This window comes from Pseudomonas prosekii, assembly GCF_900105155.1.
GTDB classification, from domain to species: domain Bacteria; phylum Pseudomonadota; class Gammaproteobacteria; order Pseudomonadales; family Pseudomonadaceae; genus Aquipseudomonas; species Aquipseudomonas prosekii.
The window spans coordinates 3,128,414-3,153,488 of record NZ_LT629762.1; the positions used below are offsets into that span (position 1 = coordinate 3,128,414).

Here is a 25,075-nt window from a genome sequence, read left to right on the forward strand (position 1 = left end):
GTCTGCCGTGAGCTTTACCCCCGCCAATCGCTTGTTTCCTGCAACCCGCCTGCGTCGCAACCGTCGTGATGATTTCTCGCGTCGACTGGTGCGTGAAAACGTATTGAGCGTCGATGACCTGATCCTGCCGGTGTTCGTGCTGGACGGTGAAAACCGTCGCGAAGCAGTCGCCTCGATGCCCGGCGTTGAACGTCTGACCATCGATCTGTTGCTCGAAGAAGCGGCCAAATGGGTCGAATTGGGGATCCCGGCGCTGGCGCTGTTCCCGGTGACCCCGGCAGAACTGAAATCGCTGGACGCCGCCGAAGCCTGGAACCCGGACGGCATCGCCCAGCGCGCCACCCGCGCCCTGCGTGAGCGCTTCCCGGAACTGGGAGTGATTACCGACGTGGCGCTGGACCCGTTCACCACGCACGGCCAGGACGGCATTCTCGACGAAGAAGGCTACGTGCAGAACGACATCACCGTCGATGCGCTGGTCAAGCAGGCCTTGTCCCACGCCGCTGCCGGCGCGCAAGTCGTCGCGCCGTCGGACATGATGGACGGTCGCATCCAGGCAATCCGCGAAGCGCTGGAGCTGGCCGATCACGTCAATGTGCGGATCATGGCTTACTCGGCGAAGTACGCCAGCGCCTATTACGGCCCATTCCGCGATGCGGTGGGTTCGGCGCTGAACCTCGGCAAAGCGAACAAGGCGTCCTACCAAATGGACCCGGCCAACAGCAACGAAGCCCTGCACGAAGTGGCGGCGGACTTGTCAGAAGGCGCGGACATGGTCATGGTCAAGCCAGGCATGCCGTATCTGGACATCCTTTACCGGGTCAAAGAAGAATTCAAAGTGCCGACGTTTGTCTACCAGGTCAGCGGCGAATACGCCATGCACATGGCGGCAATCCAGAATGGCTGGTTGAGCGAAGGGGTTATTCTCGAATCCCTGACCGCTTTTAAACGTGCAGGCGCAGATGGCATCCTGACTTATTTTGCCGTGCGCGCTGCTCAATTGTTACGAGAGCAAAAATAGCCCTCCCAGGAACATTCCATGAATACCGAAGGACTCACTGAAGTTGCTGTAAAAGAGGCTCAACCCGTGGTCGAGCAAATCGCCGAAACCCCACCGGAGCTGGAGCCCTCTGCGCCCGCGGTGCCAAACGAGGCGCATGCCGCCCCGGCGATTGCCATTCCCGGCCTGGATGACAGCAGCCTGTACATCCATCGCGAGCTTTCGCAACTGCAGTTCAACATTCGCGTGCTGGAACAGGCGCTGGATGAGTCCTACCCGTTGCTCGAGCGGCTGAAGTTTCTGCTGATTTTCTCCAGCAACCTCGACGAGTTCTTCGAGATTCGCGTCGCCGGCCTGAAGAAGCAGATCACCTTCGCCCGCGAACAGGCGGGCGCCGATGGCTTGCAGCCGCATCAGGCGCTGGCACGGATCAGCGAACTGGTGCACGGCCACGTCGATCGCCAATACGCGATCCTCAACGACATTCTGTTGCCGGAACTGGAGAAACATCAGGTCCGCTTCATCCGTCGTCGGCACTGGACCACCAAGATCAAAACCTGGGTGCGTCGTTACTTCCGTGACGAAATCGCGCCGATCATCACCCCGATCGGCCTCGACCCGACGCACCCGTTCCCGTTGCTGGTGAACAAGAGCCTGAACTTCATCGTCGAGCTCGAAGGCATCGACGCCTTCGGTCGCGACTCCGGCCTGGCGATCATCCCGGCGCCGCGTCTGCTGCCGCGCGTGATCAAAGTGCCGGAAGAGGTTGGCGGTTCGGGCGACAACTATGTGTTCCTGTCGTCGATGATCCACGCGCACGCCGATGACCTGTTCCAGGGCATGAAGGTCAAGGGCTGCTACCAGTTCCGCCTGACCCGAAACGCCGATCTGGCGGTCGATACCGAAGACGTCGAAGACTTGGCCCGTGCGCTGCGCGGCGAGCTGTTCTCGCGTCGTTACGGTGATGCGGTGCGTTTGGAAGTGGCCGATACCTGCCCGAAACACTTGTCCGATTACCTGCTCAAGCAGTTCAACCTGCACGAGACCGAGCTGTATCAGGTCAACGGTCCGGTCAACCTGACCCGCTTGTTCAGCATCACTGGCCTCGACAGCCAGCGCGCGCTGCAATATCTGCCGTTCACGCCGCAGATTCCGAAACTGCTGCAGAACAGCGAGAACATTTTCAGCGTGATCAGCAAGCAGGACATTCTGCTGCTGCACCCGTTCGAGTCGTTTACGCCAGTGGTCGACCTGCTGCGCCAAGCGGCGAAAGACCCGCACGTGTTGGCGGTTCGCCAGACCTTGTACCGCTCGGGTGCCAACTCGGAAATCGTCGATGCGCTGGTCGATGCGGCGAGAAACGGCAAGGAAGTCACGGCGGTGATCGAGTTGCGTGCGCGGTTCGACGAAGAGTCCAACCTGCAACTGGCCAGCCGTCTGCAAGCGGCCGGTGCGGTGGTGATTTACGGCGTGGTCGGCTTCAAGACCCACGCCAAGATGATGCTGATCCTGCGCCGCGAGGCTGGCGAAATTGTTCGTTACGCGCACTTGGGCACCGGTAACTACCACGCGGCCAACGCCCGTTTGTACACCGACTACAGCTTGCTGACGTCCGACGACGCTTTGTGCGAAGACGTCGGCAAACTGTTCAGCCAGTTGATCGGCATGGGCAAGACGCTGCGCATGAAGAAGCTGCTGCACGCGCCGTTCACGCTGAAGAAGGGCATGCTCGACATGATTGCCCGCGAAACCCAGTTCGCCCTCGACGGCAAACCGGCGCACATCATTGCCAAGTTCAACTCGCTGACTGACCCGAAAGTCATCCGCGCGTTGTACAAGGCCAGCCAGTCCGGCGTGCGTATCGATCTGGTGGTGCGCGGCATGTGCTGCCTGCGTCCGGGGATTGCCGGGGTTTCGCACAACATCCATGTGCGCTCGATCATCGGCCGCTTCCTTGAGCACACGCGGGTGTTCTACTTCCTCAATGGCGGCGAAGAGCAGATGTTCCTCTCCAGCGCCGACTGGATGGAGCGCAACCTCGACAAGCGCGTCGAGACTTGCTTCCCGGTGGAAGGCAAGAAGCTGATCATGCGCGTCAAGAAAGAGCTGGAGCTTTACCTGACTGACAACACCCACAGTTGGAGTCTGCAGTCGGACGGTCGCTACATCCGCAACACCCCGACCGGCAACCAGAACCCCCGCAGCGCCCAGGCAACCCTGCTGGAACGCCTCGGCAGCCCGATTCTGGCCGTGCGTTAAGGTTCGCGCGGCATAAAAAATGGCGATCCCTCGGGATCGCCATTTTTTTTTGTTCCACCACCGCCCCCTGTAGGAGCACAGCTTGCTGGCGAAGGCGTCAGTGAGATCGCCTTCGCCAGCAAGCTGTGCTCCTACAGGATGGTGTTCGGTAAGTTTTTACCGGGGATTAGCGGACGTTGAGCGTGAAGCCCACGCGCGTCAGCCATTCCGCTTCGAGGGCGAAGTCGGCCTGGGTCAGCTGGTTTTCGTCCAGCCAATTGGCCGGGAACAGCACGTCAAGGCTGTCGCCGTTGGCGCGCAGGGTGACTTGCGGCATTTCCTGGGTGCCACGGATGTGGTGGAACAGGATCGCAAACCGCAGCAGCGCGCACAGGCGGATCAGCTTGATGCCGTCCTTGCCGAAGTCGGCAAACTTGTCCTTGGGAATGTTCCGCCGATGACCGCGCACCAGCAGCGCGAGCATCAATTGGTCTTCGCGGGAGAAACCGGCGAGGTCCGAGTGCTCGATCAGGTAGGCGCCGTGCTTGTGATAGTGATAGTGGGCGATGTCCAGACCCACTTCATGCACCTTGGCGGCCCAGCCGAGCAACTCGCGCCAGACGCCGTCGTCCAGATCCCAATCCTCGGCCACCTGATCAAACGCGTGCAGCGCTTTGCGTTCGACCCGCGCCGCTTGTTCCAGATCGACGTGGTAACGCTCCATCAGCGAGCTGAGCGTGCGCTCGCGGACGTCTTCGTGATGATGACGGCCCAGCAAGTCGTAGAGCACGCCTTCACGCAGCGCGCCTTCGCAGTGATCCATGCGTTGCAGTTCGAGCGCATCGAAAATCGCTTCGAGAATCGCCAGACCGGCCGGGAAAATCGCGCGGCGGTCAGGCTTGATGCCTTCGAAATCGATTTTCTCGGCGTCACCGAGTTTGAACATCTTGCGCTTGAGCCAGGCCAGGCCTTCGGCATTCACTTCGCCGCTGCCGTGGCCGCCGGCCTTCAGCGCCAGGCCGATGGCGCGGATGGTGCCCGAGGAGCCGATGGCTTCATCCCAGGTCAGACGATGCAAAGCGTGCTCGATGCTCATGATCTCCAGCCGCGCCGCCGTGTAAGCCTGGGCGTAGCGGGCCGGGGTGACCTTGCCGTCTTTGAAATAGCGCTGGGTATAACTGACGCAACCCATTTGCAGGCTTTCGCGCAGCAATGGCTCGAAGCGTTGGCCGATGATGAATTCGGTACTGCCGCCGCCGATGTCGGCGACCAGGCGTTTGCCCGGAGTGTCGGCGAGGGTGTGCGAGACGCCGAGGTAGATCAGGCGTGCTTCTTCACGGCCAGAGATGACTTCCACCGGGTGGCCGAGAATTTCTTCGGCGCGGCGGATGAATTCACCACGGTTGCGGGCTTCGCGCAGGGCGTTGGTGCCGACGATGCGCACGGCGCCCAGCGGCATACCGTTGATCAGTTGGGCGAAGCGCTTGAGGCAATCGAGCCCGCGCTGCATCGATTCTTCGTTGAGCTGGCGCTCATCGTCGATGCCGGCGGCCAATTGGACCTTTTCGCCGAGGCGCTCAAGAATGCGGATTTCGCCGTTCTGGGCCTTGGCCACGACCATGTGAAAGCTGTTGGAGCCCAGGTCGATTGCGGCGATCAGGGACAGATTCTTGGCTTGGGATTGCGGCATGGTCTGGGGGTCTCGGTCGATAACCTCGACATCGTGCCACGATCAAACGCTCGCGCCAACGCGTACGGCGCAAAGCCTTGATCCAGAGCACCCCTGTGGCGAGGGGGCTTGCCCCCGTTCGGCTGCGCAGCAGTCGTAAAACCTGCATGCGCGGTCTATCCGCAATTGATGTGAAAGGTTTTGGGGCTACTTCGTAGCCCAACGGGGGCAAGCCCCCTCGCCACAAAAGCCTAACCGGCGGCCTCAACGGTCCCGATAAAATTCGCCAACTCCGCCGTCTGCGGCCGCGCGAACAAATCTTTCGGCGCGCCGACCTCGTGCACCTTGCCCTGATGCATGAACACCAACTTGTCCCCAACCTCGCGGGCGAAGCGCATTTCGTGGGTGACCATGATCAGCGTCATGCCTTCCCTGGCCAATTGCCGGACCACGCTCAGCACCTCATTGACCAGCTCCGGATCCAGCGCCGAGGTGATTTCATCGCACAGCAACACCTTCGGTGACATCGCCAGCGCCCGGGCAATCGCCACGCGCTGCTGCTGGCCGCCGGACAAGCGGTCCGGGAACGCATCAAATTTCTCGCCCAAACCGACCCGCTCAAGCATCTGCCGGGCCAGGTCCGAGGCAATCTTCTTCGGCATTTTTTGCACCACTTGCGGCGCGAGCATCACGTTTTCGCCCACGGTCAGGTGCGGGAACAGGTTGAACTGCTGAAACACCATGCCGACCTTCTGCCGCAAGCTGCGCAGATCGGCGCGGGCGGCATCGAGGTATTCGCCGTCGACTTCGATGACGCCGTCATTGATCGATTCCAGACCGTTCAGCGTGCGCAATAACGTCGATTTGCCCGAGCCGCTGCGGCCGATAATCGCCACCACCTGGCCTTCCTCGACGCTGAGGTCGATGCCTTTGAGCACATGGTGATCGCCGTAATATTTATGCAGGGCGGAAATTCTAAGCAGGGGCATGCAGTCTCCTTTCCAGGTAGCGCGCACTGAGGGACAAGGGATAACAGAGCAAAAAGTAACCAAGCGCGACGAGGCCGTAGACCATGAATGGCTCGAACGTGGCGTTGGCCAACATGCCGCCGGTTTTGGTCAGTTCGGTGAAACCGATGATCGAGGTGACAGCGGTGCCTTTGACCACTTGCACCGAAAACCCCACGGTCGGCGCCACCGCAATGCGCAAGGCTTGCGGCAGGATCACGTAGCGCAATTGCTCCAGCGGATTGAGCGCCAGACTCGACGAAGCTTCCCACTGGCCGTGGGGGATCGATTCGACGCAACCGCGCCAGATCTCCGCGAGGTACGCGCTGGTAAACAGCGTCAACGCCACCGCCGCCGCCATCCACGGCGAAATCTCCACGCCGGCCAGCGCCACGCCGAAGAACACCAGGAACAGCTGCATCAACAGCGGCGTGCCCTGAAACAGTTCGATGTAAGTGCGGGCGAAACTGCGCGGGAAGGTCTTCTTGGAAATGCGCATGACCATCACCAGCAAACCGATCACGCCACCGCCGATAAACGCCACCAGCGACAGCGCCACCGTCCATTGCAGGCCGGTCAGCAGGTTGCGGACGATGTCCCAAAGGGTGAAATCACTCATTGGCCGCTCCTTGCGATGTAGCGTCGACCGATCCAGTTCAGCAATTGGCGGATCATCAGCGCCATGCACAGGTAAACCAGGGTGGTCAGGGCGTAGGTTTCGAAGGCGCGGAAGTTGCGCGACTGAATGAAGTTGGCGGCGAAGCTCAACTCTTCGGTGGCGATCTGCGAACACACCGCCGAGCCGAGCATGACGATGATGATCTGGCTGCTTAGCGCCGGCCAGACCTTACCCAGCGCCGGCAGCAAAACCACATGGCGAAACGCTTCGAAACGGGTCATCGCCAGTGCGGCGGCGGCTTCCAGTTGCCCGCGCGGAATCGCCTGAATGCCGGCGCGAATGATCTCGGTCGAATAGGCGCCGAGGTTGATCACCATCGCCAGCACCGCCGCCTGCCATTCGGAAATCTGCAGGCCCAGCGAGGGCAAACCGAAGAAAATGAAAAACAGCTGCACCAAGAACGGCGTGTTGCGAATCAACTCGACATACACGCCGAAAATGGCCGAGAACGGCCGAATATTCCACGCCCGCACCAGCGCGCCGACGATCCCCAGGCTGACCCCGAGCACAGCGCCGATGGCCGTCAGTTCCAGGGTGAACAGCGCACCGCGCAGCAATAGATCGGTGTTTTGCACCACCGGCAGAAAATCAAACTGATAAGCCATGTTGCTTCTCCCGGCGGGTGATCAGAGATCGGCCGGCAGCGGCTCTTTGAGCCAGGTCATGGCGTTCTTTTCCAGCGAACCGTCGGTCTTGGCGGTGGCCAGGATCTGGTTGACCTTGTCCAGCAGCGCCGGCTCGTTCTTGTTCACGCCCACGTAGACCGGCGAATCCTTGAGCTTCACTTTCAGCGCCGGCACGCGTTTCGGGTTTTTCTCGCTGATCGCGACCATCACCACGTTGCCGCTGGCGATCAGGTCAACCTGGCCGGCGAGGTAGGCGGCGATGGTCGAATTGTTGTCCTCGAAGCGCTTGATGGTCACGCCTTCGGGGGCGACTTTGCTCAGTTCGATGTCTTCGATGGCGCCACGGGTGACGCTGATGGTTTTGCCCTTGAGGTCGTCGAGGCTTTTGATGTCGGCGTCTGGCGGGCCGAACACGGCGAGGTAGAACGGCGCGTAGGCGCTGGAGAAATCGATGACTTTCTCGCGCTCAGGGTTTTTACCGAGGCTGGAGATCACCAGATCGACCTTGCCGGTGGTCAGGAATGGAATGCGGTTGGTGCTGTTTACCGGGGTCAGTTCGAGTTTGACTTTGAGCTGGTCGGCCAGCAGTTTGGCGGTGTCGATATCGAGGCCGCGCGGTTTCATGTCCGGGCCGACCGAGCCGAACGGCGGGAAGTCCTGCGGCACGGCGACTTTGAGCGTGCCGCGTTTGACCACGTCTTCGAGGCTGTCGGCGTGGGCGGGTGCCTGGGTCAGCAACAGGCTGGCAAACAGGGCGGCGAGGAGGGCGCGGTAACGCTGGGTCATGGGAAACTCCGAATCGGCTTGAAGGCTAATGCGATTCGATAGAGCACGGGCCATGCCAAGATCCGTTTCGGCGCCTCAGGTGCGGCGGCGCAGGGGTTTATCGGGATAATCAACGCCGGATAAATCAGCGGTTCGTGCACTGCGATAGTGCATTTTTACAATGCGAGTCCCGCCGGTGCGCGAATTGAGCTATACCCAAACTCATGCGCCACCATAGCGAGAGTCAATCATCTGCGGCTTCCTGAACGGGGGAAGGGCGGCTATGATGGGCCACGTTTTTTTGCTTACAACCTGGAGACTTCCATGAGCAGCGATCTTATCAAACACGTTAGCGACGCTAGCTTCGAGGCCGATGTACTCAAGGCCGAAGGCGCTGTACTGGTCGACTACTGGGCTGAATGGTGCGGCCCTTGCAAAATGATCGCTCCTGTTCTGGACGAAATTGCTGAAACCTACAAAGGCAAACTGACCGTTGCCAAACTGAACATCGACGAAAACCAGGAAACCCCGGCCAAGCACGGCGTTCGTGGCATTCCTACCCTGATGCTGTTCAAGAACGGCAACGTGGAAGCGACCAAGGTTGGCGCGCTGTCCAAGTCGCAATTGGCTGCATTCCTCGACGCCAACATCTGAGTCGGCGACGTTGTATGAAAAGCCCCGCATATTGCGGGGCTTTTTGCATATTCAGGGCTAGACGCTCCGAAACTCAGGTGGTACATTCGGCCCCGCACTGGTTTCTCCACTGCCCCCTGCTAGCCGTCGCCGACGCACTCCTTTTCGAATAAGTACGCGATCCTGTCGCCTTCTCTGCGGCGCGGCCTCATTAAGCCAAAAGCTTAATTTCCCCCCCCTCCATAAATGATTACGTCATTCCTATATGAATCTGACTGAACTCAAGCAAAAGCCGATTACCGAACTGCTCGAATTGGCCGAACAGATGGGCATAGAAAATATGGCCCGTTCGCGCAAGCAGGACGTGATTTTCTCCCTGCTCAAAAAGCACGCGAAAAGCGGCGAGGAAATCTCCGGTGATGGCGTGCTGGAGATTCTCCAGGACGGCTTCGGCTTCCTCCGCTCTGCTGACGCTTCCTATCTCGCCGGCCCAGACGATATCTACGTCTCGCCGAGCCAGATCCGTCGCTTCAACTTGCGCACCGGTGACACCATCGTTGGCAAGATCCGCCCTCCAAAGGAAGGCGAGCGTTATTTCGCGCTGCTCAAAGTTGACACGATCAACTACGACCGTCCCGAGAACGCGAAAAACAAGATTCTCTTCGAGAACCTGACCCCGCTGTTCCCGACCGTGCGCATGAAGATGGAAGCCGGCAACGGTTCCACCGAAGACTTGACCGGTCGTGTCATCGACCTGTGCGCCCCGATCGGCAAAGGCCAGCGCGGTCTGATCGTTGCACCGCCCAAAGCCGGTAAAACGATCATGCTGCAGAACATTGCCGCAAACATCGCGCGTAACAACCCTGAAGTTCACCTGATCGTGCTGCTGATCGATGAACGCCCGGAAGAAGTAACCGAAATGCAGCGCACCGTGCGCGGCGAAGTGGTTGCCTCGACGTTCGATGAGCCGCCAACCCGCCACGTGCAGGTTGCTGAAATGGTGATCGAGAAGGCCAAGCGCCTGGTCGAACACAAGAAAGACGTGGTGATCCTGCTCGACTCCATCACCCGTCTGGCTCGCGCCTACAACACCGTGATCCCGAGCTCCGGCAAAGTGCTCACCGGTGGTGTCGATGCCCACGCCCTGGAGAAACCGAAACGTTTCTTCGGCGCCGCGCGGAACATCGAAGAAGGCGGCTCGCTGACCATTATCGCCACCGCGCTGGTTGAAACCGGCTCGAAAATGGACGAAGTGATCTACGAGGAATTCAAAGGCACGGGCAACATGGAACTGCCTCTGGATCGCCGCATCGCTGAAAAACGCGTGTTCCCGGCTATCAACATCAACCGCTCCGGCACCCGCCGCGAAGAGTTGCTGACGGCCGACGACGAACTCCAGCGTATGTGGATCCTGCGCAAGCTGCTGCACCCGATGGACGAAATCGCTGCCATCGAGTTCCTGGTCGACAAGTTGAAGACGACCAAGACCAACGACGAGTTCTTCTTGTCGATGAAGCGCAAGTAACACGCAGCTCGCTGCAAAAAAGAGCGCCCCGCAACGGGCGCTCTTTTTTTATGTCGACGATTTTGTATCTGGATTGAAAATTACTGTGCTGTAAACTGGCGCCCATTAATCGGGTGCCACCACCCCGCCAACCGCGTATTTATTGCCCTGCAGACAGTTTGCGGGGGATCAGTGATGTGTTGCGCGAGGTCCGGTCGTTCCCGTTTCAAAGCAATTTCAATCTGATTTGTATCGGGAACGACAAGGGACGTTATGCACACTTTTGGCAATCGCCGCGATATTGACGGCTTGCGCGCCCTGGCGGTTATTCCGGTGGTGCTGTTTCACTTCGGTTTCAGCACGTTCAGCGGCGGTTTTGTCGGGGTTGACGTGTTCTTCGTCATTTCCGGATTCCTCATCACCAGCATCCTGTTCCGCGAGATCAGCGCGCAACGGTTCAGCTTCGTCGACTTCTGGGCGCGTCGCGCACGGCGGATCATTCCAGCGCTGAGCGTGGTGCTGCTGGCGACGTTGGCGCTGGGCTGGCTGTTGCTGACCGCCAAGGACTTCTCCGAACTGGGCAGGACGGTGCGGTATCAGGCGCTGTTCATTTCCAACATTCTGTTCATGCGCGAAGACGGTTACTTTCAACCGGCTTCGGATCTGAAACCGTTGCTGCACACCTGGTCGCTGGCCGTTGAAGAGCAGTACTACATCTTCTTCCCGCTGCTGATGGTGTTGTTGATGCGGTATGTCCGGCATTGGCGCTGGATGCTGTTTGCGGTGTTGTTGGTGTCGTTCGGTTTGAACATCGCTTACATCGAGCGCAAACCCGACTTCGCGTTTTTCTCGTTGCCGACCCGTGCCTGGGAATTGCTCTGCGGTGCAATGCTCGCCGTGGTCCCGGCGCCAAAACAGCCAATTCGGCCGTGGCTCTATCAGTTTGTCGGAGTTGCCGGGTTGGTCGCGGTGCTGGTGGCGGTGTTCACCTTTGATCGCGGCACCGTGTTTCCGGGCTGGGCAGCGTTGCTCCCGGTGCTGGGCGCGACCGCGCTGATCTGGTCCGGCGCGCACGGTTCGACCATCGCCGGGCGCCTGTTGAGCGCGCGGGTATTCGTCTGGATCGGTTTGCTGTCCTATTCCTTTTACCTGTGGCACTGGCCGGTTTTTGTCTACGCCAACGCCATTTCCATCGACGGTATTCAACCGTGGGAAGCGGCCGGCTGGATTCTCCTGGCGCTGGGCCTGGCGTGGTTGAGCTGGCGTTTCGTCGAATTGCCGTTCCGTGAGAAGCGTCTGCTGGCCGGGCGCAAACCGGTGCTGGTCGGCGGTTTGCTGGCCATGGCGGCGTTGGCCGTCACCGGTTCAGTGGTGCGCTCCTCCGATGGTTTTCCGCAACGCCTGACCGGCAAAGCGCTGGAATATGCGCAGGCGCGTGAATGGCGCGCCGGGCAGATGAAATGCATGCTGGTGACGTCGGACAAGAAGTTCGACAAGGCGTGTCTGGTTGGCGACAACCAGAGCGTGCCCGCGACCCAGTTGGTCTGGGGCGACAGTCACGCCGCCGCGCTGTTGCCGGCGATCAAAACCAACGCCGCTCGCGAAGGCCGGCCGGTATGGCTCTACAGCATGAGCGCCTGCCCGCCGATCCTCAGCGATGACCCGCGCGAGCGCTGCAGGGATTTCAACGAACAGACCATGGAGCAGGTGCGTCGCTTGCAGATCAAGGATGTGGTGCTGGCGTCCAACTGGAGTCTCTACGTTTACGGGCGTGAGGACGGCGATAAAAAAGTGCTGCTCAACTCCCACGACAACATTGCGCAATCGGAAGCACGCATGGCTGCCGCGATCGAAGCCCGTGTGGCGGCGATTCGGGCGGCGGGCGCGCAGGTCTGGCTGTTCAAGGAAGTGCCGCTGCAACGCAAGGGCGCCATTGGCCGCTTGACCAGCCTGGCTCGCGTCGGGCGTTCGGCCGAGGGTTTGGGGCGTCCGCTCGAAGAGCACCTGGCGCGTCAGCATTTCCTCAGTTCGCTGTTTGATTCGATGAGCGCCGCCGACCCGGGCGTGCATGTCATCGACCCGACGCCGCTGATGTGTGCCGACAAGGTCTGCAGCATCGAGGTCAACGGCCATTCGCAGTACAAGGACGAAGACCATTTGTCCGACGTCGGCAGTGCGCGTTTGAGCCCGTTGTTTGCGCCGGTGCTGGTGGGTACGGCGCACAATTGATCGCTGGCATGCGCTGACAGGCTGCTGTTCGGGCGTCAGAGCAGGTAGGATGTACGCCTATTTTACGGGTGCCAACATCAATGAAATTCAAGGATCTTCGGGATTTCGTGCAGCAGCTTGAGCAGCGCGGAGAGTTGAAACGCATCCAGATCCCTGTCTCTCCAGTGCTGGAGATGACCGAGGTGTGTGATCGCACGCTGCGGGCCAAAGGCCCGGCGCTGCTGTTCGAAAACCCCACCGGCTATGACATTCCGGTGCTCGGCAACCTGTTCGGTACTCCCGAGCGGGTGGCCATGGGCATGGGGGCCGAGGCGGTCAGCGAGCTGCGCGAAATCGGCAAACTGCTGGCGTTCCTCAAGGAACCCGAGCCGCCGAAGGGCTTGAAAGACGCTTGGTCGAAACTGCCGATCTTCCGCAAGATCATTTCCATGGCGCCGAAAGTCGTCAAAGACGCGGTGTGCCAGGAAGTGGTGATCGAGGGCGACGACGTCGATCTGGCCATGTTGCCGGTGCAGACCTGCTGGCCCGGCGACGTCGGCCCGCTGATCACCTGGGGCCTGACCGTCACCAAAGGTCCGAACAAGGATCGGCAGAACCTCGGCATCTACCGTCAGCAAGTGATCGGCCGTAACAAGGTGATCATGCGTTGGCTCAGCCACCGTGGCGGCGCGCTGGATTACCGCGAATGGTGCGAAAAGCACCCGGGCAAGCCGTTCCCGGTGTCCGTGGCGTTGGGCGCTGACCCGGCGACCATTCTCGGCGCCGTGACGCCGGTGCCCGACAGCCTTTCCGAATACGCGTTTGCCGGTCTGCTGCGCGGCAACCGCACCGAACTGGTGAAGTGCCGTGGCAACGACCTGCAAGTGCCGGCCACCGCCGAGATCATCCTCGAAGGCGTGATTCATCCCGGCGAGATGGCCGACGAAGGCCCTTACGGCGACCACACCGGTTACTACAACGAAGTCGACAGCTTCCCGGTGTTCACCGTCGAACGCATCACCCATCGGATCAAACCGATCTACCACAGCACCTATACTGGCCGTCCACCGGATGAGCCGGCGATTCTCGGTGTGGCGCTGAACGAAGTGTTCGTGCCGATCCTGCAGAAGCAGTTCCCGGAAATCACCGATTTCTACCTGCCGCCCGAAGGCTGCTCGTACCGCATGGCCATCGTGACGATGAAGAAGTCGTATCCGGGCCACGCCAAGCGGGTAATGCTCGGTGTCTGGTCGTTTCTGCGACAGTTCATGTACACCAAGTTCGTTATCGTCTGTGATGACGATATCAACGCGCGAGACTGGAACGACGTGGTCTGGGCCATCACCACGCGCATGGACCCCAAGCGCGACACGGTGATGATCGAGAACACGCCGATCGATTACCTCGACTTCGCCTCGCCGGTCTCCGGCCTGGGGTCGAAGATGGGGCTCGATGCCACGCACAAATGGCCCGGCGAAACCACTCGCGAGTGGGGTCGGGTGATCGTCAAGGATGAAGCCGTGACCAAGCGGATCGATGACATATGGAATCAGTTAGGAATAGATTGATGCGCGTAACCTTGCAGCCCTCCGGAGCAGTGCTTGAGATTCTGCCCGGCGAGCGGATTCTCGATGGCGCGCGGCGGCTGGGCTATGAATGCCCGCAGAGCTGCCGCAATGGCAATTGCCACGTGTGTGCGGCGTTGCTGGTGGAAGGCCGGGTCGAACAGGCCGGTGCGGTGCGCGATCACGGCGAGTTCTACACTTGCATAGCAGAGCCGCTGGAAGACTGCATCGTGCTGTGGGATGGCGTGCTCGCGCTGGGAGAACTGCCGGTGCGCAGCTTGTCGTGTCAGGTCATTGAATGTCGGGAGGTTGGCGGCGACACTTTTCGCGTCCAGCTGCGCGCGCCGGCCGGCAAGCCGCCGCGCTATCACGCCGGGCAGTATTTGATGATCGAACGCGAGAACGGCGAGAAATCGGCGTTCTCCCTGGCCTCGGCGCCACACGCCGGGCGCGATCTGGAAATTCACGTGCTGGCGCGCGAAAGCAGTGCGCTGAGCCTGATCGAACAGCTGCAACGCAATCCGATGGTGCGCATCGAGATGCCGTTCGGCGATACCCACCTGGCCGAGTTGCCGGACGGTCCGCTGGTGCTGATTGCCGCGGGCACCGGCATGGGCCAGATCCACAGCCTGATCGAACATTGCCGCGCCCAGGGCTTCAAGCACCCGGTGCATCTGTATTGGGGTGTGCGTCGTCCTGAAGATTTCTACGAAATCGAGCATTGGGACGAATGGCTGAAGTTGCCTAATCTGTTCCTGCACAAAGTGGTCAGCGACCAATGCGGCTGGGAAGGCCGTTGCGGCATGCTGCACGCGGCGGTCTGTGAGGACTTCAGCGATCTGAAGGCGTTGCACGTTTACGCCAGCGGCTCACCGGCAATGGTCTATGGCACGCTGGATGCGCTGGTCGACGCGGGAATGGATGCGCATCAGATGCGCGCAGATGTGTTTGCGTACGCGCCACGATCTTGATCCGCGATCTTGATCCGAGGGTTGATCGTTATAACTCCCCATATAGCCGATCGGTATTTATAGATTTATATAAATGCCGGTAGGTTATATCCGAGTCAGGCAATTAGTTAAGAACTGTGCCATGGCACTTAAATTGCCTTAAAACATATGTGCCTTATTGTTTCAGCGGTGCGTTCTATTAAGTAATTCTTTATTCGCGGGGAGCTGAACGCTATTCGCCATGAGTGCCATTGAATCTGCTTTGCTGAATTTGCCTTACCCTCCGCGACTCGATCTTGGGCCGCAGCTTACTCACGAACAATTGCTCAGCTCGATGCAATCGACCATGGCGCGCCACAAGGGTGGGCCGGTCTGGTTGTTCGCCTATGGCTCGCTGATCTGGCGCCCTGAATGCGCCGCCGTCGAACGCGTGCGCGGCCGAGTGCATGGCTACCATCGCGGCTTGTATTTGTGGTCCCACGAACATCGCGGCACCCCGGAAGTGCCAGGGCTGGTGTTTGGCCTCGATCGCGGCGGTTCTTGCAGCGGGTTTGCCTATCGGTTGCCGGAAGAGCAACTAGAAGCCTCGCTGTATGCCTTGTGGCAGCGCGAAATGCCATTCCCGTCTTATCGCCCACATTGGCTCAACTGCCGTCTCGAAGACGGAAGTCAGGTTCAGGCGTTGGGGTTTGTCTTGGAGCGGCACCTGCCGAGCTACGCCGGTAACTTGCCGGATCACGTGCTCAGCCAGGTCTTCGAAAGCGCTTGCGGGCGTTACGGCACCACTCGCGATTATGTCGAGCAGACCGCCAACGCCCTGCGCAGCCACGCCATGCCAGACCGAAATCTGGAGGCGCGGCTCAAGCGTTGCCAATTACCAGTTGATCAGGCGACGGCTTCTTCGCGAGTCTGACTGGCGATTTGTTTGTGCCATAGCGTCGGTGCCAGGCAAATCATCGCCAGGATGCACGCGCCGATCAGCAGGACAAATCCGCCGTCCCAGCCGAAATGGTCCACGGTGTAGCCCATCGCTGCACTGGCCGCGACCGAACCACCGAGATAACCGAACAACCCGGTGAAGCCCGCTGCGGTACCGGCGGCTTTCTTCGGCACCAGTTCCAGTGCTTGCAGACCGATCAGCATCACCGGGCCGTAGATCAGGAAGCCGATGGACACCAGCGCAATCATGTCGATGGTCGGGTGGCCGGCCGGGTTCAGCCAGTAGACCAGCGTTGCCACGGTCACCAGGCCCATGAACACCATGCCGGTCAGGCCACGGTTGCCACGGAAGATCTTGTCCGACATCCAGCCGCACAGCAGCGTGCCCGGAATACCCGCCCACTCATAAAGGAAGTACGCCCACGAGGTTTTATCCACGTTGAAGCCCTTGGCTTCCTTAAGGTAGGTCGGCGCCCAGTCCAGCACGCCGTAGCGCAGCAGGTAAACGAAAACGTTGGCGAGGGCGATGTACCAGAGCATTTTGTTGCGCAGCACGTACTTGACGAAGATTTCCTTGGCGCTGAATTCGTCTTCGTGGCTGGAATCGTAGCCTTGCGGGTAATCGTTTTTGTATTGCTCGATAGGCGGCAGGCCAACCGATTGCGGAGTGTCGCGCATGGTAATGAAGGCAAACACCGCCACGGCCAACGCTACTGCTGCCGGTACGTAGAATGCCGCGTGCCAGTCATTGAACAGGCCCATGCCGAGCAGGAACAACGGGCCGATCAAACCACCACCGACGTTGTGCGCCACGTTCCACACCGACACCACGCCGCCGCGTTCTTTCTGCGACCACCAGTGCACCATCGTCCGGCCACTCGGCGGCCAGCCCATGCCTTGTGCCCAACCGTTGATGAACAACAGGATGAACATCATCGTCACGCTGGACGTCGCCCATGGCGCGAAACCGAAAATGAACATCACCCCGGCCGACACCAGCAGGCCGAAGGGCAGGAAGTAGCGCGGGTTGGAACGGTCCGAGACCAGGCCCATCAGGAACTTCGACAAACCGTAGGCAATCGCGATCGCCGACATCGCCAGGCCCAGCTGACCACGGGTGTAACCCTCGTCGATCAGGTACGGCATGGCCAGGGAGAAGTTCTTGCGCAGCAGGTAATAACCCGCATAGCCAATGAAAATACCGGCGAAGATCTGCCAGCGAAGGCGTCGATAGGTGCTGTCTATTTTTTCTTCAGGCAAGGCAGCCTGATGTGCGGCTGGTCGAAAGAAAGCAAACATTCAAGAGCTCCAGATTTCTTGTTTTGACTGCGGATGCGAATGTTACAGTTTCGTTACCGAAAATAGCACCGGTTCGCATTGACCAAACAGCGGAAATATTGGAGATGAGGTGTTCTTTTATGAACATGTCGCTTTGGTGTAAGTGGAGGGCGTTGTGGGAAATGTTATCGATAGGGCTTCGTGCGGCTCGGGCCTCGAAATAACACGGCTTTTGAACAAGCGTCCTTCATATAAAGAAGAAGCGATTTGGCCAGTAGTGTTTACCGCCCAGACCGCTTCGTCAGGATCAGCGAACCTGCACAACGACCTTGCCGACTGCTTTGCGCTGGCCCAGATCATTGATCGCCTGCGCCGCTTCACTCAGCGGATACACCTGCGACACCAGCGGCTTCAACTTGCCCTCGGCAAACCAACCGAATAGTTGTTGGAAGTTCGCCGCGTTGTCCTGCGGTTGGCGCTGGGCGAATGAGCCCCAGAACACGCCGACCACGGAGGCGCCTTTGAGCAAGGCGAGGTTGACCGGGAATTCGGGGATGCGACCGCTGGCAAAACCGACCACCAGCAGGCGGCCGTTCCAGGCGATGGCGCGAACGGCTTGGTCAAACAGATCGCCACCGACCGGGTCGTAGATGACGTCGGCGCCTTGGCCGTCGGTCAGGCGTTTGATTTCATCCTTGAGGCTGGTTTCGCTGTAGTTGATCAGCTCATCGGCGCCGGCAGCCTTGGCCACGGCGAGTTTTTCCGCGCTGCTGGCGGCGGCGATCACCCGGGCGCCCATGGCTTTGCCGATTTCCACGGCGGCCAGGCCGACCCCGCCGGACGCGCCGAGCACCAGCAAGGTTTCACCGGGTTGCAGATGGGCGCGTTGCTTGAGGGCGTGCATCGAAGTGCCGTAGGTCATGCTGAATGCGGCGGCGGTGTTGAAATCCATCGACGGTGGAATCGGCAAAACGTTATAGCCCGGTACCGCGACCTGCTCGGCAAAACTGCCCCAGCCGGTCAGGGCCATGACCCGGTCGCCGACTTTCAGGTGGCTGACCTTTTCGCCCACTGCGCTGACCACGCCCGCCGCTTCACCGCCGGGGGAAAACGGGAAGGGCGGCTTGAACTGGTATTTGCCCTCGATGATCAGCGTGTCCGGGAAGTTGACCCCGGCGGCGTGCACGTCCAGGAGGATTTCGTTCTTCTTCGCGACAGGACTGGCGACGTCTTCCAGCACCAGCGATTCGGCAGGGCCGAAGGCTTTGCACAGCACGGCTTTCATCAGGGCTATTCCTTTGGGAGTGATGGCCGATAAGTGTAGGTGTGTGAGTCGTTGGGTCAACGAGCATGCCCGGCCCTGATAGCCAGCCATAAGCTTGTGCTTGCGCGACGGGTGGTTATGCTAGGCCGCAAACCGGATAAGGAGCGAATTGTGAAAGCGTGGATCATGTTGTTGCTGGCCCTGTCTCTGCCGATGGCAGCGATGGCCGAAGAAGCCAAAGAGGCCAAAGAAGGCGAGGCGCCGAAGGTCAATTATATTTCCCTGACCCCGCCGTTCGTGGGCAACTACGGGCTGGATGGAACGCCGAAGTTAAAAGTGTTCAAGGCTGACGTGGCGTTGCGCGTTACCGGTGAAGAGGCGACCAAAGCGGTCAAGGCCAATGAACCGTTGATTCGCAATCAACTGGTGGCGCTGTTCAGTCAGCAGACCAGCGATGCGATGGCGAGTGTCGAGGGCAAGGAAAAACTGCGTCAGGAAGCGCTGAAGCAGACGCAGCAAGTGATGAATGATGAGACGGGCAAGCCAGTGGTTGAGGATCTGTTGTTTAACAACCTGATCATCCAGTAATCCTGGATCCTGTAGGAGCAAGGCTTGCTCGCGATAGCGCCCTCAAGACCGCCATCGCCGGCAAGCCGTGTTCCTACAGCACGCACGTCTCAAGACCGCCATCGCGGGCAAGCCTTGCTCCTACAAAAGCGCTTTCACTGCCGCCCACTGCTCGGCAGTCACCGGCATCACCGACAACCGCGAACCCTTCTGCACCAGCGGCATCTCCGCCAGCGCGCTTTGCTGCTTCAAATAATCCAGCTTCAACACCTTGGCAAACGTCTTGCCGTGCGCGACATCAATCGCACTCCAGGTATTTTTTTCGGCGCTGGCCTTCGGGTCGAAGTAATGGCTCTCCGGATCGAGCGCCGTCGGGTCGGGATACGCCGCTTGGGCAATCTTGCCGATCCCGGCAATCCCCGGCTCCGGGCAGCTGGAGTGATAAAAAAAGAACTCGTCACCCACCGCCATTGCCCGTAAAAAGTTACGTGCCTGATAGTTGCGAACCCCGTCCCAGCGCGCTTTGCCAAGCTTCTCAAGGTCTTTGATCGAGAATTCGTCGGGCTCGGATTTCATCAGCCAATAGGCCATTTTTTTGCTCCTGGCGGGTGAGTGGGCAAGTTGTCGGGCAATTTCAGGACAAACCGACAGTCGGTTGACGCCAGCGTTTGCGTGTCGGTTCACGTTGTCGCAAAATGCCGGCCTTCTTAGCTTGACGCTGCTGCACGGCCTACAACGGAAACCGCTGCTGTCATCGTGTTGATGTGCCTTTGGGGGGCAATCGATGAAACGCAAACCGGATTTACTATGGATTTTGGTTATTTTGTTCGGCCTCGGCGTCGTGACCACCGGTTATGCCCAAAGCTTGTGGAACAACAAGACTGACGCACCGATCGAGATCGCCCAGCAACAACAGCCTTCGGCCTTCAAGCGCTGATCCTGTCTTCCTGACGCCGCATTGTGGGAGCAAAGCTTGCTCGCGATGACGGCGTCGCATTGAATATCTATCTGCCTGAAAGACCGCCATCGCCAGCAAGCTTTGCTCCTACGGTGTGGATCCTGCGAAATACCACGCCTTGTCTGTCACCGTTCCCTGCAACGGCACATCCCAGCTCGCTTGCGCCAAGCGTCCAACCTTCTGACATTCATGGGCCAGCCCTAATAACGTCGGCTGCCGCCAGTTTTTCCGGCGAGAGAGATAGGCGAGGCTGCGGTCGTAAAATCCGCCGCCCATTCCCAAGCGTCCGCCGACATCGTCAAACCCGACCAATGGCAACAACACCAGATCCAGTGCCCAGACTTTGCGTTGGCGGGCGAGGTTGTGGCGCGGTTCCAGAATGCGGAAACGGTTGGGTTTCATTTTCTCGCCGGGGCGAATCCGCTGGAACACCATTTTGGTTCGCGGCCAAGCGCTGAGCACCGGCAGATAGGTGGCTTTGCCCCGGCGTTGTGCGGCGCGCAGCAACAGACGCGGGTCGATTTCACCGTCGGTGGGCAGATAAAGAGAGATGTGTTTTGCGCGGCGAAACAGCGGGTGCTGAGCCAATTGCTGATACAACCCACGAGCGGCCTGGCGCTGCTGACTGGGTGTCAGTGCGCGGCGGGCCTTGCGCAGCATGCGTCGAAGTTGCGGGCGGGGAAGCAGCGCAGGTTCGGTCATGAAATAGGGCTTCAACAGGTCGGGTGCACAAAGCGTACCCGTAAAAAAGCCGATGCCGGTAATTAAACCGGCATCGGACAAGAATCAGGCTCCCCGGATGAACCGCTGCTGACTTAGCCCTTGAACCCGAAAGTTCAAGGTGGAAGAAGCAGTAGGCTTTAAGGCTTTCCGTCTAGCGGACATGCACACCAGCCCAACGTGCAACTTCCAGGGTAGTGCGAATCGGCTCAGGGACATCGTCAACTGGCAAGCACCCCAGGGAGTGACGCGAGTATACCCCAAGCGGTTTCGCGTTTCAGCCCTTGGTGACGTCCGGATCGGTTGCGAGCACCAGATCGACACGATCCAGCAGGTCGCGAACCTGCTCGCGGGTAGAGCCACTGGCGTTTACGTCCGGGCGATCTTCCTTGTGCAACAGGTCGTGAGTAATGTTCAACGCGGCCATTACGGCGATGCGATCGGCGCCGATGACTTTGCCGCTGCTGCGGATTTCGCGCATCTTGCCGTCCAGGTAACGGGCGGCGCTCACCAGGTTGCTGCGCTCTTCCTGGGGGCAGATGATCGAATATTCTTTGTCGAGGATCTGCACGGTAACGCTATTGCTTGAACTCATGAGTCTTGCTCCAGGGCCTTGAGGCGCGAAATCATCGATTCGACCTTACGCCGGGCGATTTCGTTTTTTTCAATGAGGTGAGCGCGTTCCTCGCGCCAGGTTTTTTCCTGAGCTAATAGGAGTCCATTTTGGCTTTTTAGTTGCTCGACTCGGTTAATTAGCAACTCGAGTCTCGCCATCAGCGCTTGCAGATCGGTGTCTTCCATTGTGTCCACTGAGAATGTCTGATGGGTAATAACGGGCGGACAGCCTTTAATAGTCTTGGCGAGTCTGTCGATGTAGGATACAGGGCTTCATTCTAGACATAGCGCCGTCTGGCGCCTAGCTGCCCATGCCCATTCAGAATTCCCCGTACCAAGCCTTCGCCACCCTGCTGAACACCAGCGGTCATTCCGTCTCGCCTGCCGAACTGCACGGCCTGCTGCTCGGTCGCAGTTGCGCCGGCGCCGGTTTTGAAGCCGACAGCTGGCTGGCCGACGCCGCCGAGCTGCTCGAAGGCGAGCCACAAGACAACGTTCGCAATGCCCTGATCGGCCTGCAAGAGATGGTCAAAGGCGAACTGACCGGCGACGACATGACTGTCGTCCTCCTGCTGCCCACCGACGATGCACCGCTGGCCGACCGCGCCGCCGCACTGGGCCAATGGTGCCAGGGCTTCCTCAGCGGTTTCGGCCTGACCCGTCGCGAATACGCGCTGACCACTGAAGCCACCGAAGTGCTCCAGGATCTGGCCGCCATCGCGCAGGTTCAGGACGCGCTGGAAGAGTCCGACGACGGCGAAAGCGACTACATGGAAGTCATGGAGTACCTGCGTGTGGCGCCGTTGCTGCTGTTCACCGAAACCAAGAAAACCGACGAAGCTGCGGCCAAGCCGTCGTTGCATTAATCGCGTGCCAGGAATAACCATCTGCCCATGATTCATATCCCGAAATCGGAATACAGTCGTCGCCGCAAGGCCTTGATGGCGCAGATGGAACCCAACAGCATCGCCATCCTGCCCGCCGCCGCGGTGGCCATTCGCAACCGCGACGTCGAGCACGTCTACCGCCAGGACAGCGACTTCCAGTACCTCAGCGGTTTCCCCGAGCCACAAGCCGTGATCGTGCTGATGCCCGGCCGTGAGCATGGCGAATACCTGCTGTTCTGCCGCGAGCGCAATGCCGAACGGGAATTGTGGGATGGCCTGCGCGCCGGCCAGGAAGGCGCGATTCGCGACTTCGGCGCCGACGACGCTTTCCCTATCACCGACATCGACGACATCCTGCCGGGCCTGATCGAAGGGCGCGACCGCGTGTATTCGGCGATGGGCAGCAACCCCGAATTCGATCGGCATTTGATGGACTGGATCAACGTGATCCGCTCCAAAGCGCACCTCGGCGCGCAGCCACCGAACGAGTTTGTTGCGTTGGATCATCTGCTGCACGACATGCGTCTGTATAAATCGGCGGCAGAAGTGAAGGTGATGCGCGAAGCCGCGCGGATTTCCGCTCAGGCGCATATCCGCGCGATGCAGGCCAGCCGTGCCGGGCTGCATGAGTTCAGCCTCGAGGCCGAACTCGACTACGAATTCCGCAAGGGCGGGGCGAAGATGCCGGCCTATGGCTCTATCGTCGCCGCCGGGCGCAACAGCTGCATCCTGCATTACCAGCAGAATGACGCGGTGCTCAAGGACGGTGACCTGGTGCTGATCGACGCCGGTTGCGAGATCGATTGCTACGCCAGCGACATCACCCGCACCTGGCCGGTCAACGGCAAGTATTCAGTGGAACAGAAAGCGATTTACGAATTGGTGCTGGCTTCACAAGAAGCCGCATTCGCGCAGATCGCCCCGAACAAACACTGGAATCAGGCGCACGAAGCCACGGTCCGAGTGATTACCAGCGGGCTGGTCGAGTTGGGCTTGTTGCAGGGCGACGTTGACGAGTTGATCGTCAGCGAAGCGTACAAGGCTTTTTATATGCACCGCGCTGGCCATTGGCTGGGCATGGATGTGCATGATGTCGGCGAGTACAAGGTCGGCGGCGAATGGCGCGTGCTCGAAGTCGGCATGGCGCTGACGGTCGAGCCGGGCATTTACATTGCCCCGAACAATACGAGCGTCGCGAAAAAATGGCGCGGCATTGGCGTACGCATCGAGGACGACGTAGTGGTGACGAAGACCGGTTGTGAAATCCTGACCAAAGGCGTGCCGAAAACGGTCGCTGAAATCGAGGCTTTGATGGCCCAAGCGCGGACACAAGCGGCATGAGTCGAATCAATCTGGCAATCATCGGTGGCGGTCTGGTCGGCGCCAGTCTGGCGTTGGCCCTGCAGGCCGGGGCCAAGGCGCGTGGCTGGAAAATCGTCCTGATCGAACCGTTCGCCCCCGGCGACACCTACCAACCGAGCTACGACGCGCGTTCTTCGGCGCTGTCCTACGGCGCTCGGCAGATTTATCAACGACTCGGCGTGTGGCAGGAAATCTCCCGCCGCGCCGAGCCGATCAAGCAGATTCACGTGTCCGACCGTGGTCGTTTTTCCACGGCGCGGCTGTCGGCGATGGAAGAGGGCGTGCCGGCGCTCGGTTATGTCGTCGAAAACGCCTGGCTCGGCCAATGCCTGTGGCAAGGTCTGGACAAGGACGTGGTCAGTTGGCGCTGCCCGGCGGAAGTCACGCGCATGGAGCCGTTGGCCGATGGCTATCGCCTGACTCTCAACGACGAAACCACGCTGGAATGCGAACTCGCGGTGCTGGCCGATGGCGGCCGTTCCGGTCTGCGCGAGCAACTGGGTATCGGCATCAAGACGCGCCCTTACAACCAGAGCGCGCTGATCGCCAACATCACCCCGAGCGAATCGCACAACGGCATGGCGTTCGAGCGTTTCACCGACGAAGGCCCGATGGCTTTGCTGCCGCTGCCGGACAACCGTTGCGCATTGGTCTGGACCCGTTTGGGCATGGACGCGCAACGGCTCGCGGCGCTCGATGAAAAGAGTTTTCTCAGCGAGTTGCAAGGCGTGTTCGGCTACCGCCTCGGCACTTTGAAACAAGTCGGCGCGCGGCATCTGTACCCGCTGACCTTGATCGAGGCCGAAGAGCAAGTGCGTCCACACCTGGCGATTCTCGGCAACGCCGCGCACAGTCTGCACCCGATTGCCGGACAGGGTTTCAACCTGTCCCTGCGCGATGCCCAGGCTTTGGCCGATGCGTTGCTCGCCAGCGAAACCGGCCCCGGCGACTTCGCCACGTTGCAGGCGTATCGCGAACGCCAGCGCATGGATCAGAACCTCACCGTCGGTTTCTCCGATCAGGTCACGCGCTTGTTCGGCAGCACTCAGCCGCTGGTGTCGCTGGGCCGCAACATCGGCCTGCTTGGCCTCGATCTGCTGCCGCCGGCCAAACGCTGGTTCGCCCGGCAGGCGATGGGCTTGGGTACTCGCCCGGATGCTTAAGTGGCTGACAGCAAAATTCGGCAAGGCGCGCTTGATGCGCTGGGCCATGACCCTCTATCCGCCGTACCTCGGCGCGGGCGTGCGGGTGCGGCACATCAGCGATGACTTTCGCGACATCAAAGTCTCGATGGGCCTGGGCTGGTACAACCGCAATTACGTCGGCACGCAGTTCGGCGGCAGCCTGTATTCGATGGTCGATCCGTTCTACATGTTGATGCTGATGGAAAACCTCGGACGCCAATACATCGTCTGGGACAAGGCCGCCGACATCGATTTCATCGCGCCGGGCAAAGGTCCGGTGTTCGCCCGATTCAACATCGACGAGACCTTGCTCGATGAGATTCGCCGGCAAACGGCGAGCGGCGAGAAATACCTGCCGAAGTTGCAGGTCGATATTCATGACGGCGCGGGCACCTTGGTGGCGCGGGTCGAAAAAACCCTTTACGTGCGGCTCAAGCCGCAAGCGAGACAGGCTTAA

General features: G+C 59.9%; 25 protein-coding genes and 1 other RNA gene. 14 read left to right on the forward strand and 12 right to left on the reverse strand.

Features of this window, described 5'->3' with window-relative positions; translation table 11 throughout:
* The first annotated feature begins 7 nt into the window (after window positions 1-7).
* Both hemB and ppk1 read left to right on the forward strand, forming a co-directional pair.
* A complete protein-coding gene (gene hemB, locus BLU01_RS14135) occupies window positions 8-1,021 on the forward strand; it encodes a porphobilinogen synthase (protein WP_092276414.1) in 1,014 nt (337 codons plus the stop codon).
* An 18-nt stretch (window positions 1,022-1,039) separates the two neighbouring features.
* Window positions 1,040-3,259, forward strand: coding sequence for a polyphosphate kinase 1 (gene ppk1 / locus BLU01_RS14140; protein WP_092276417.1), 2,220 nt, complete (start codon window positions 1,040-1,042; stop codon window positions 3,257-3,259).
* Between the two features lie 166 nt (window positions 3,260-3,425).
* Here the strand turns inward: ppk1 and ppx are convergent, their stop codons facing one another.
* The 5 genes from ppx to BLU01_RS14165 all read right to left on the reverse strand — a co-directional run bounded on the left by ppx (window position 3,426) and on the right by BLU01_RS14165 (window position 8,005).
* On the reverse strand, window positions 3,426-4,928 hold the full coding sequence (ppx, locus tag BLU01_RS14145) for an exopolyphosphatase (RefSeq protein ID WP_092276420.1): 1,503 nt from the start codon (window positions 4,926-4,928) through the stop codon (window positions 3,426-3,428).
* A gap of 230 nt (window positions 4,929-5,158) precedes the next feature.
* Window positions 5,159-5,896: an amino acid ABC transporter ATP-binding protein gene (locus BLU01_RS14150; RefSeq protein WP_092276424.1), complete on the reverse strand. Its 738-nt coding sequence runs from the start codon at window positions 5,894-5,896 to the stop codon at window positions 5,159-5,161.
* On the reverse strand, window positions 5,883-6,533 hold the full coding sequence (locus BLU01_RS14155) for an amino acid ABC transporter permease (RefSeq protein ID WP_092276427.1): 651 nt from the start codon (window positions 6,531-6,533) through the stop codon (window positions 5,883-5,885). Before BLU01_RS14155 ends, BLU01_RS14150 begins: the two co-directional genes overlap by 14 nt.
* Entirely contained in the window at window positions 6,530-7,198 is a 669-nt protein-coding gene (locus BLU01_RS14160) for an amino acid ABC transporter permease (RefSeq protein ID WP_092276430.1), read from the reverse strand. The genes BLU01_RS14155 and BLU01_RS14160 overlap by 4 nt, the downstream gene beginning before the upstream one ends.
* Before the next feature lie 21 nt (window positions 7,199-7,219).
* Window positions 7,220-8,005 (reverse strand): transporter substrate-binding domain-containing protein, encoded by a 786-nt coding sequence (locus BLU01_RS14165; RefSeq protein WP_092276433.1) that lies wholly within the window; start codon window positions 8,003-8,005, stop codon window positions 7,220-7,222.
* Between the two features lie 303 nt (window positions 8,006-8,308).
* Between BLU01_RS14165 and trxA the strand changes: the two genes are divergently transcribed.
* The 6 genes from trxA to BLU01_RS14195 all read left to right on the forward strand — a co-directional run bounded on the left by trxA (window position 8,309) and on the right by BLU01_RS14195 (window position 15,757).
* Window positions 8,309-8,638 carry a thioredoxin TrxA gene (trxA, locus tag BLU01_RS14170; protein ID WP_003206727.1) on the forward strand — a complete coding sequence of 110 codons (330 nt, stop codon included), beginning with the start codon at window positions 8,309-8,311 and terminating at the stop codon, window positions 8,636-8,638.
* A 244-nt stretch (window positions 8,639-8,882) separates the two neighbouring features.
* On the forward strand, window positions 8,883-10,142 hold the full coding sequence (rho, locus tag BLU01_RS14175) for a transcription termination factor Rho (RefSeq protein WP_007942421.1): 1,260 nt from the start codon (window positions 8,883-8,885) through the stop codon (window positions 10,140-10,142).
* Window positions 10,143-10,394: 252 nt separating this feature from the next.
* On the forward strand, window positions 10,395-12,350 hold the full coding sequence (locus BLU01_RS14180; RefSeq protein ID WP_092276436.1) for an acyltransferase family protein: 1,956 nt from the start codon (window positions 10,395-10,397) through the stop codon (window positions 12,348-12,350).
* A gap of 80 nt (window positions 12,351-12,430) precedes the next feature.
* Window positions 12,431-13,897, forward strand: coding sequence for a 4-hydroxy-3-polyprenylbenzoate decarboxylase (gene ubiD, locus BLU01_RS14185; RefSeq protein ID WP_092276439.1), 1,467 nt, complete (start codon window positions 12,431-12,433; stop codon window positions 13,895-13,897).
* On the forward strand, window positions 13,897-14,865 hold the full coding sequence (locus BLU01_RS14190; RefSeq protein ID WP_092276442.1) for a CDP-6-deoxy-delta-3,4-glucoseen reductase: 969 nt from the start codon (window positions 13,897-13,899) through the stop codon (window positions 14,863-14,865). Before ubiD ends, BLU01_RS14190 begins: the two co-directional genes overlap by 1 nt.
* 220 nt (window positions 14,866-15,085) lie before the next feature.
* Window positions 15,086-15,757, forward strand: coding sequence for a gamma-glutamylcyclotransferase (locus BLU01_RS14195; protein ID WP_092276445.1), 672 nt, complete (start codon window positions 15,086-15,088; stop codon window positions 15,755-15,757).
* On the opposite strand, the gene glpT is transcribed toward BLU01_RS14195, so the two are convergent.
* The gene (gene glpT / locus BLU01_RS14200; protein WP_092276448.1) at window positions 15,730-17,082 is read right to left on the reverse strand and encodes a glycerol-3-phosphate transporter; all 1,353 of its coding nucleotides are present in this window, start codon (window positions 17,080-17,082) and stop codon (window positions 15,730-15,732) included. The genes BLU01_RS14195 and glpT overlap by 28 nt on opposite strands.
* Window positions 17,083-17,368: 286 nt before the next feature.
* Window positions 17,369-18,346, reverse strand: coding sequence for an NADPH:quinone oxidoreductase family protein (locus BLU01_RS14205; RefSeq protein ID WP_092276451.1), 978 nt, complete (start codon window positions 18,344-18,346; stop codon window positions 17,369-17,371).
* A gap of 150 nt (window positions 18,347-18,496) precedes the next feature.
* Here BLU01_RS14205 and BLU01_RS14210 point away from each other — a divergent pair, with 150 nt between their 5' ends.
* Window positions 18,497-18,913, forward strand: a complete 417-nt coding sequence (locus BLU01_RS14210; RefSeq protein ID WP_092276454.1) for a flagellar basal body-associated protein FliL — start codon at window positions 18,497-18,499, stop codon at window positions 18,911-18,913.
* A gap of 120 nt (window positions 18,914-19,033) precedes the next feature.
* Here the strand turns inward: BLU01_RS14210 and BLU01_RS14215 are convergent, their stop codons facing one another.
* Complete coding sequence (locus tag BLU01_RS14215) at window positions 19,034-19,483, reverse strand: EVE domain-containing protein (protein WP_092276457.1); 450 nt, start codon at window positions 19,481-19,483, stop codon at window positions 19,034-19,036.
* 193 nt (window positions 19,484-19,676) lie between these two features.
* Between BLU01_RS14215 and BLU01_RS14220 the strand changes: the two genes are divergently transcribed.
* The gene (locus tag BLU01_RS14220) at window positions 19,677-19,829 is read left to right on the forward strand and encodes a hypothetical protein (protein WP_007942433.1); all 153 of its coding nucleotides are present in this window, start codon (window positions 19,677-19,679) and stop codon (window positions 19,827-19,829) included.
* A 108-nt stretch (window positions 19,830-19,937) separates the two neighbouring features.
* On the opposite strand, the gene BLU01_RS14225 is transcribed toward BLU01_RS14220, so the two are convergent.
* The 4 genes from BLU01_RS14225 to BLU01_RS14240 form a co-directional block, all read right to left on the reverse strand.
* Window positions 19,938-20,552, reverse strand: coding sequence for a 5-formyltetrahydrofolate cyclo-ligase (locus tag BLU01_RS14225; protein ID WP_092276460.1), 615 nt, complete (start codon window positions 20,550-20,552; stop codon window positions 19,938-19,940).
* Window positions 20,553-20,638: 86 nt separating this feature from the next.
* A non-coding RNA gene (gene ssrS / locus BLU01_RS14230) (6S RNA) lies at window positions 20,639-20,817 on the reverse strand.
* A gap of 30 nt (window positions 20,818-20,847) precedes the next feature.
* Window positions 20,848-21,165 (reverse strand): cell division protein ZapA, encoded by a 318-nt coding sequence (locus BLU01_RS14235; RefSeq protein WP_092276463.1) that lies wholly within the window; start codon window positions 21,163-21,165, stop codon window positions 20,848-20,850.
* Window positions 21,162-21,371, reverse strand: coding sequence for a TIGR02449 family protein (locus tag BLU01_RS14240; protein ID WP_003213954.1), 210 nt, complete (start codon window positions 21,369-21,371; stop codon window positions 21,162-21,164). Before BLU01_RS14240 ends, BLU01_RS14235 begins: the two co-directional genes overlap by 4 nt.
* A gap of 125 nt (window positions 21,372-21,496) precedes the next feature.
* On the opposite strand from BLU01_RS14240, the gene BLU01_RS14245 reads away from it, so the two are divergent.
* Genes BLU01_RS14245 through BLU01_RS14260 form a run of 4 tightly spaced genes read left to right on the forward strand, consistent with a single transcriptional unit; the run spans window position 21,497 to window position 25,075 of the window.
* Window positions 21,497-22,051, forward strand: coding sequence for a YecA/YgfB family protein (locus BLU01_RS14245; RefSeq protein ID WP_092276466.1), 555 nt, complete (start codon window positions 21,497-21,499; stop codon window positions 22,049-22,051).
* A gap of 27 nt (window positions 22,052-22,078) precedes the next feature.
* Window positions 22,079-23,413 carry a Xaa-Pro aminopeptidase gene (pepP, locus tag BLU01_RS14250; protein ID WP_092276469.1) on the forward strand — a complete coding sequence of 445 codons (1,335 nt, stop codon included), beginning with the start codon at window positions 22,079-22,081 and terminating at the stop codon, window positions 23,411-23,413.
* Window positions 23,410-24,597, forward strand: coding sequence for a 2-octaprenyl-6-methoxyphenyl hydroxylase (gene ubiH, locus BLU01_RS14255; protein WP_092276471.1), 1,188 nt, complete (start codon window positions 23,410-23,412; stop codon window positions 24,595-24,597). Before pepP ends, ubiH begins: the two co-directional genes overlap by 4 nt.
* Window positions 24,590-25,075 carry a DUF4442 domain-containing protein gene (locus BLU01_RS14260; protein WP_092276474.1) on the forward strand — a complete coding sequence of 162 codons (486 nt, stop codon included), beginning with the start codon at window positions 24,590-24,592 and terminating at the stop codon, window positions 25,073-25,075. Before ubiH ends, BLU01_RS14260 begins: the two co-directional genes overlap by 8 nt.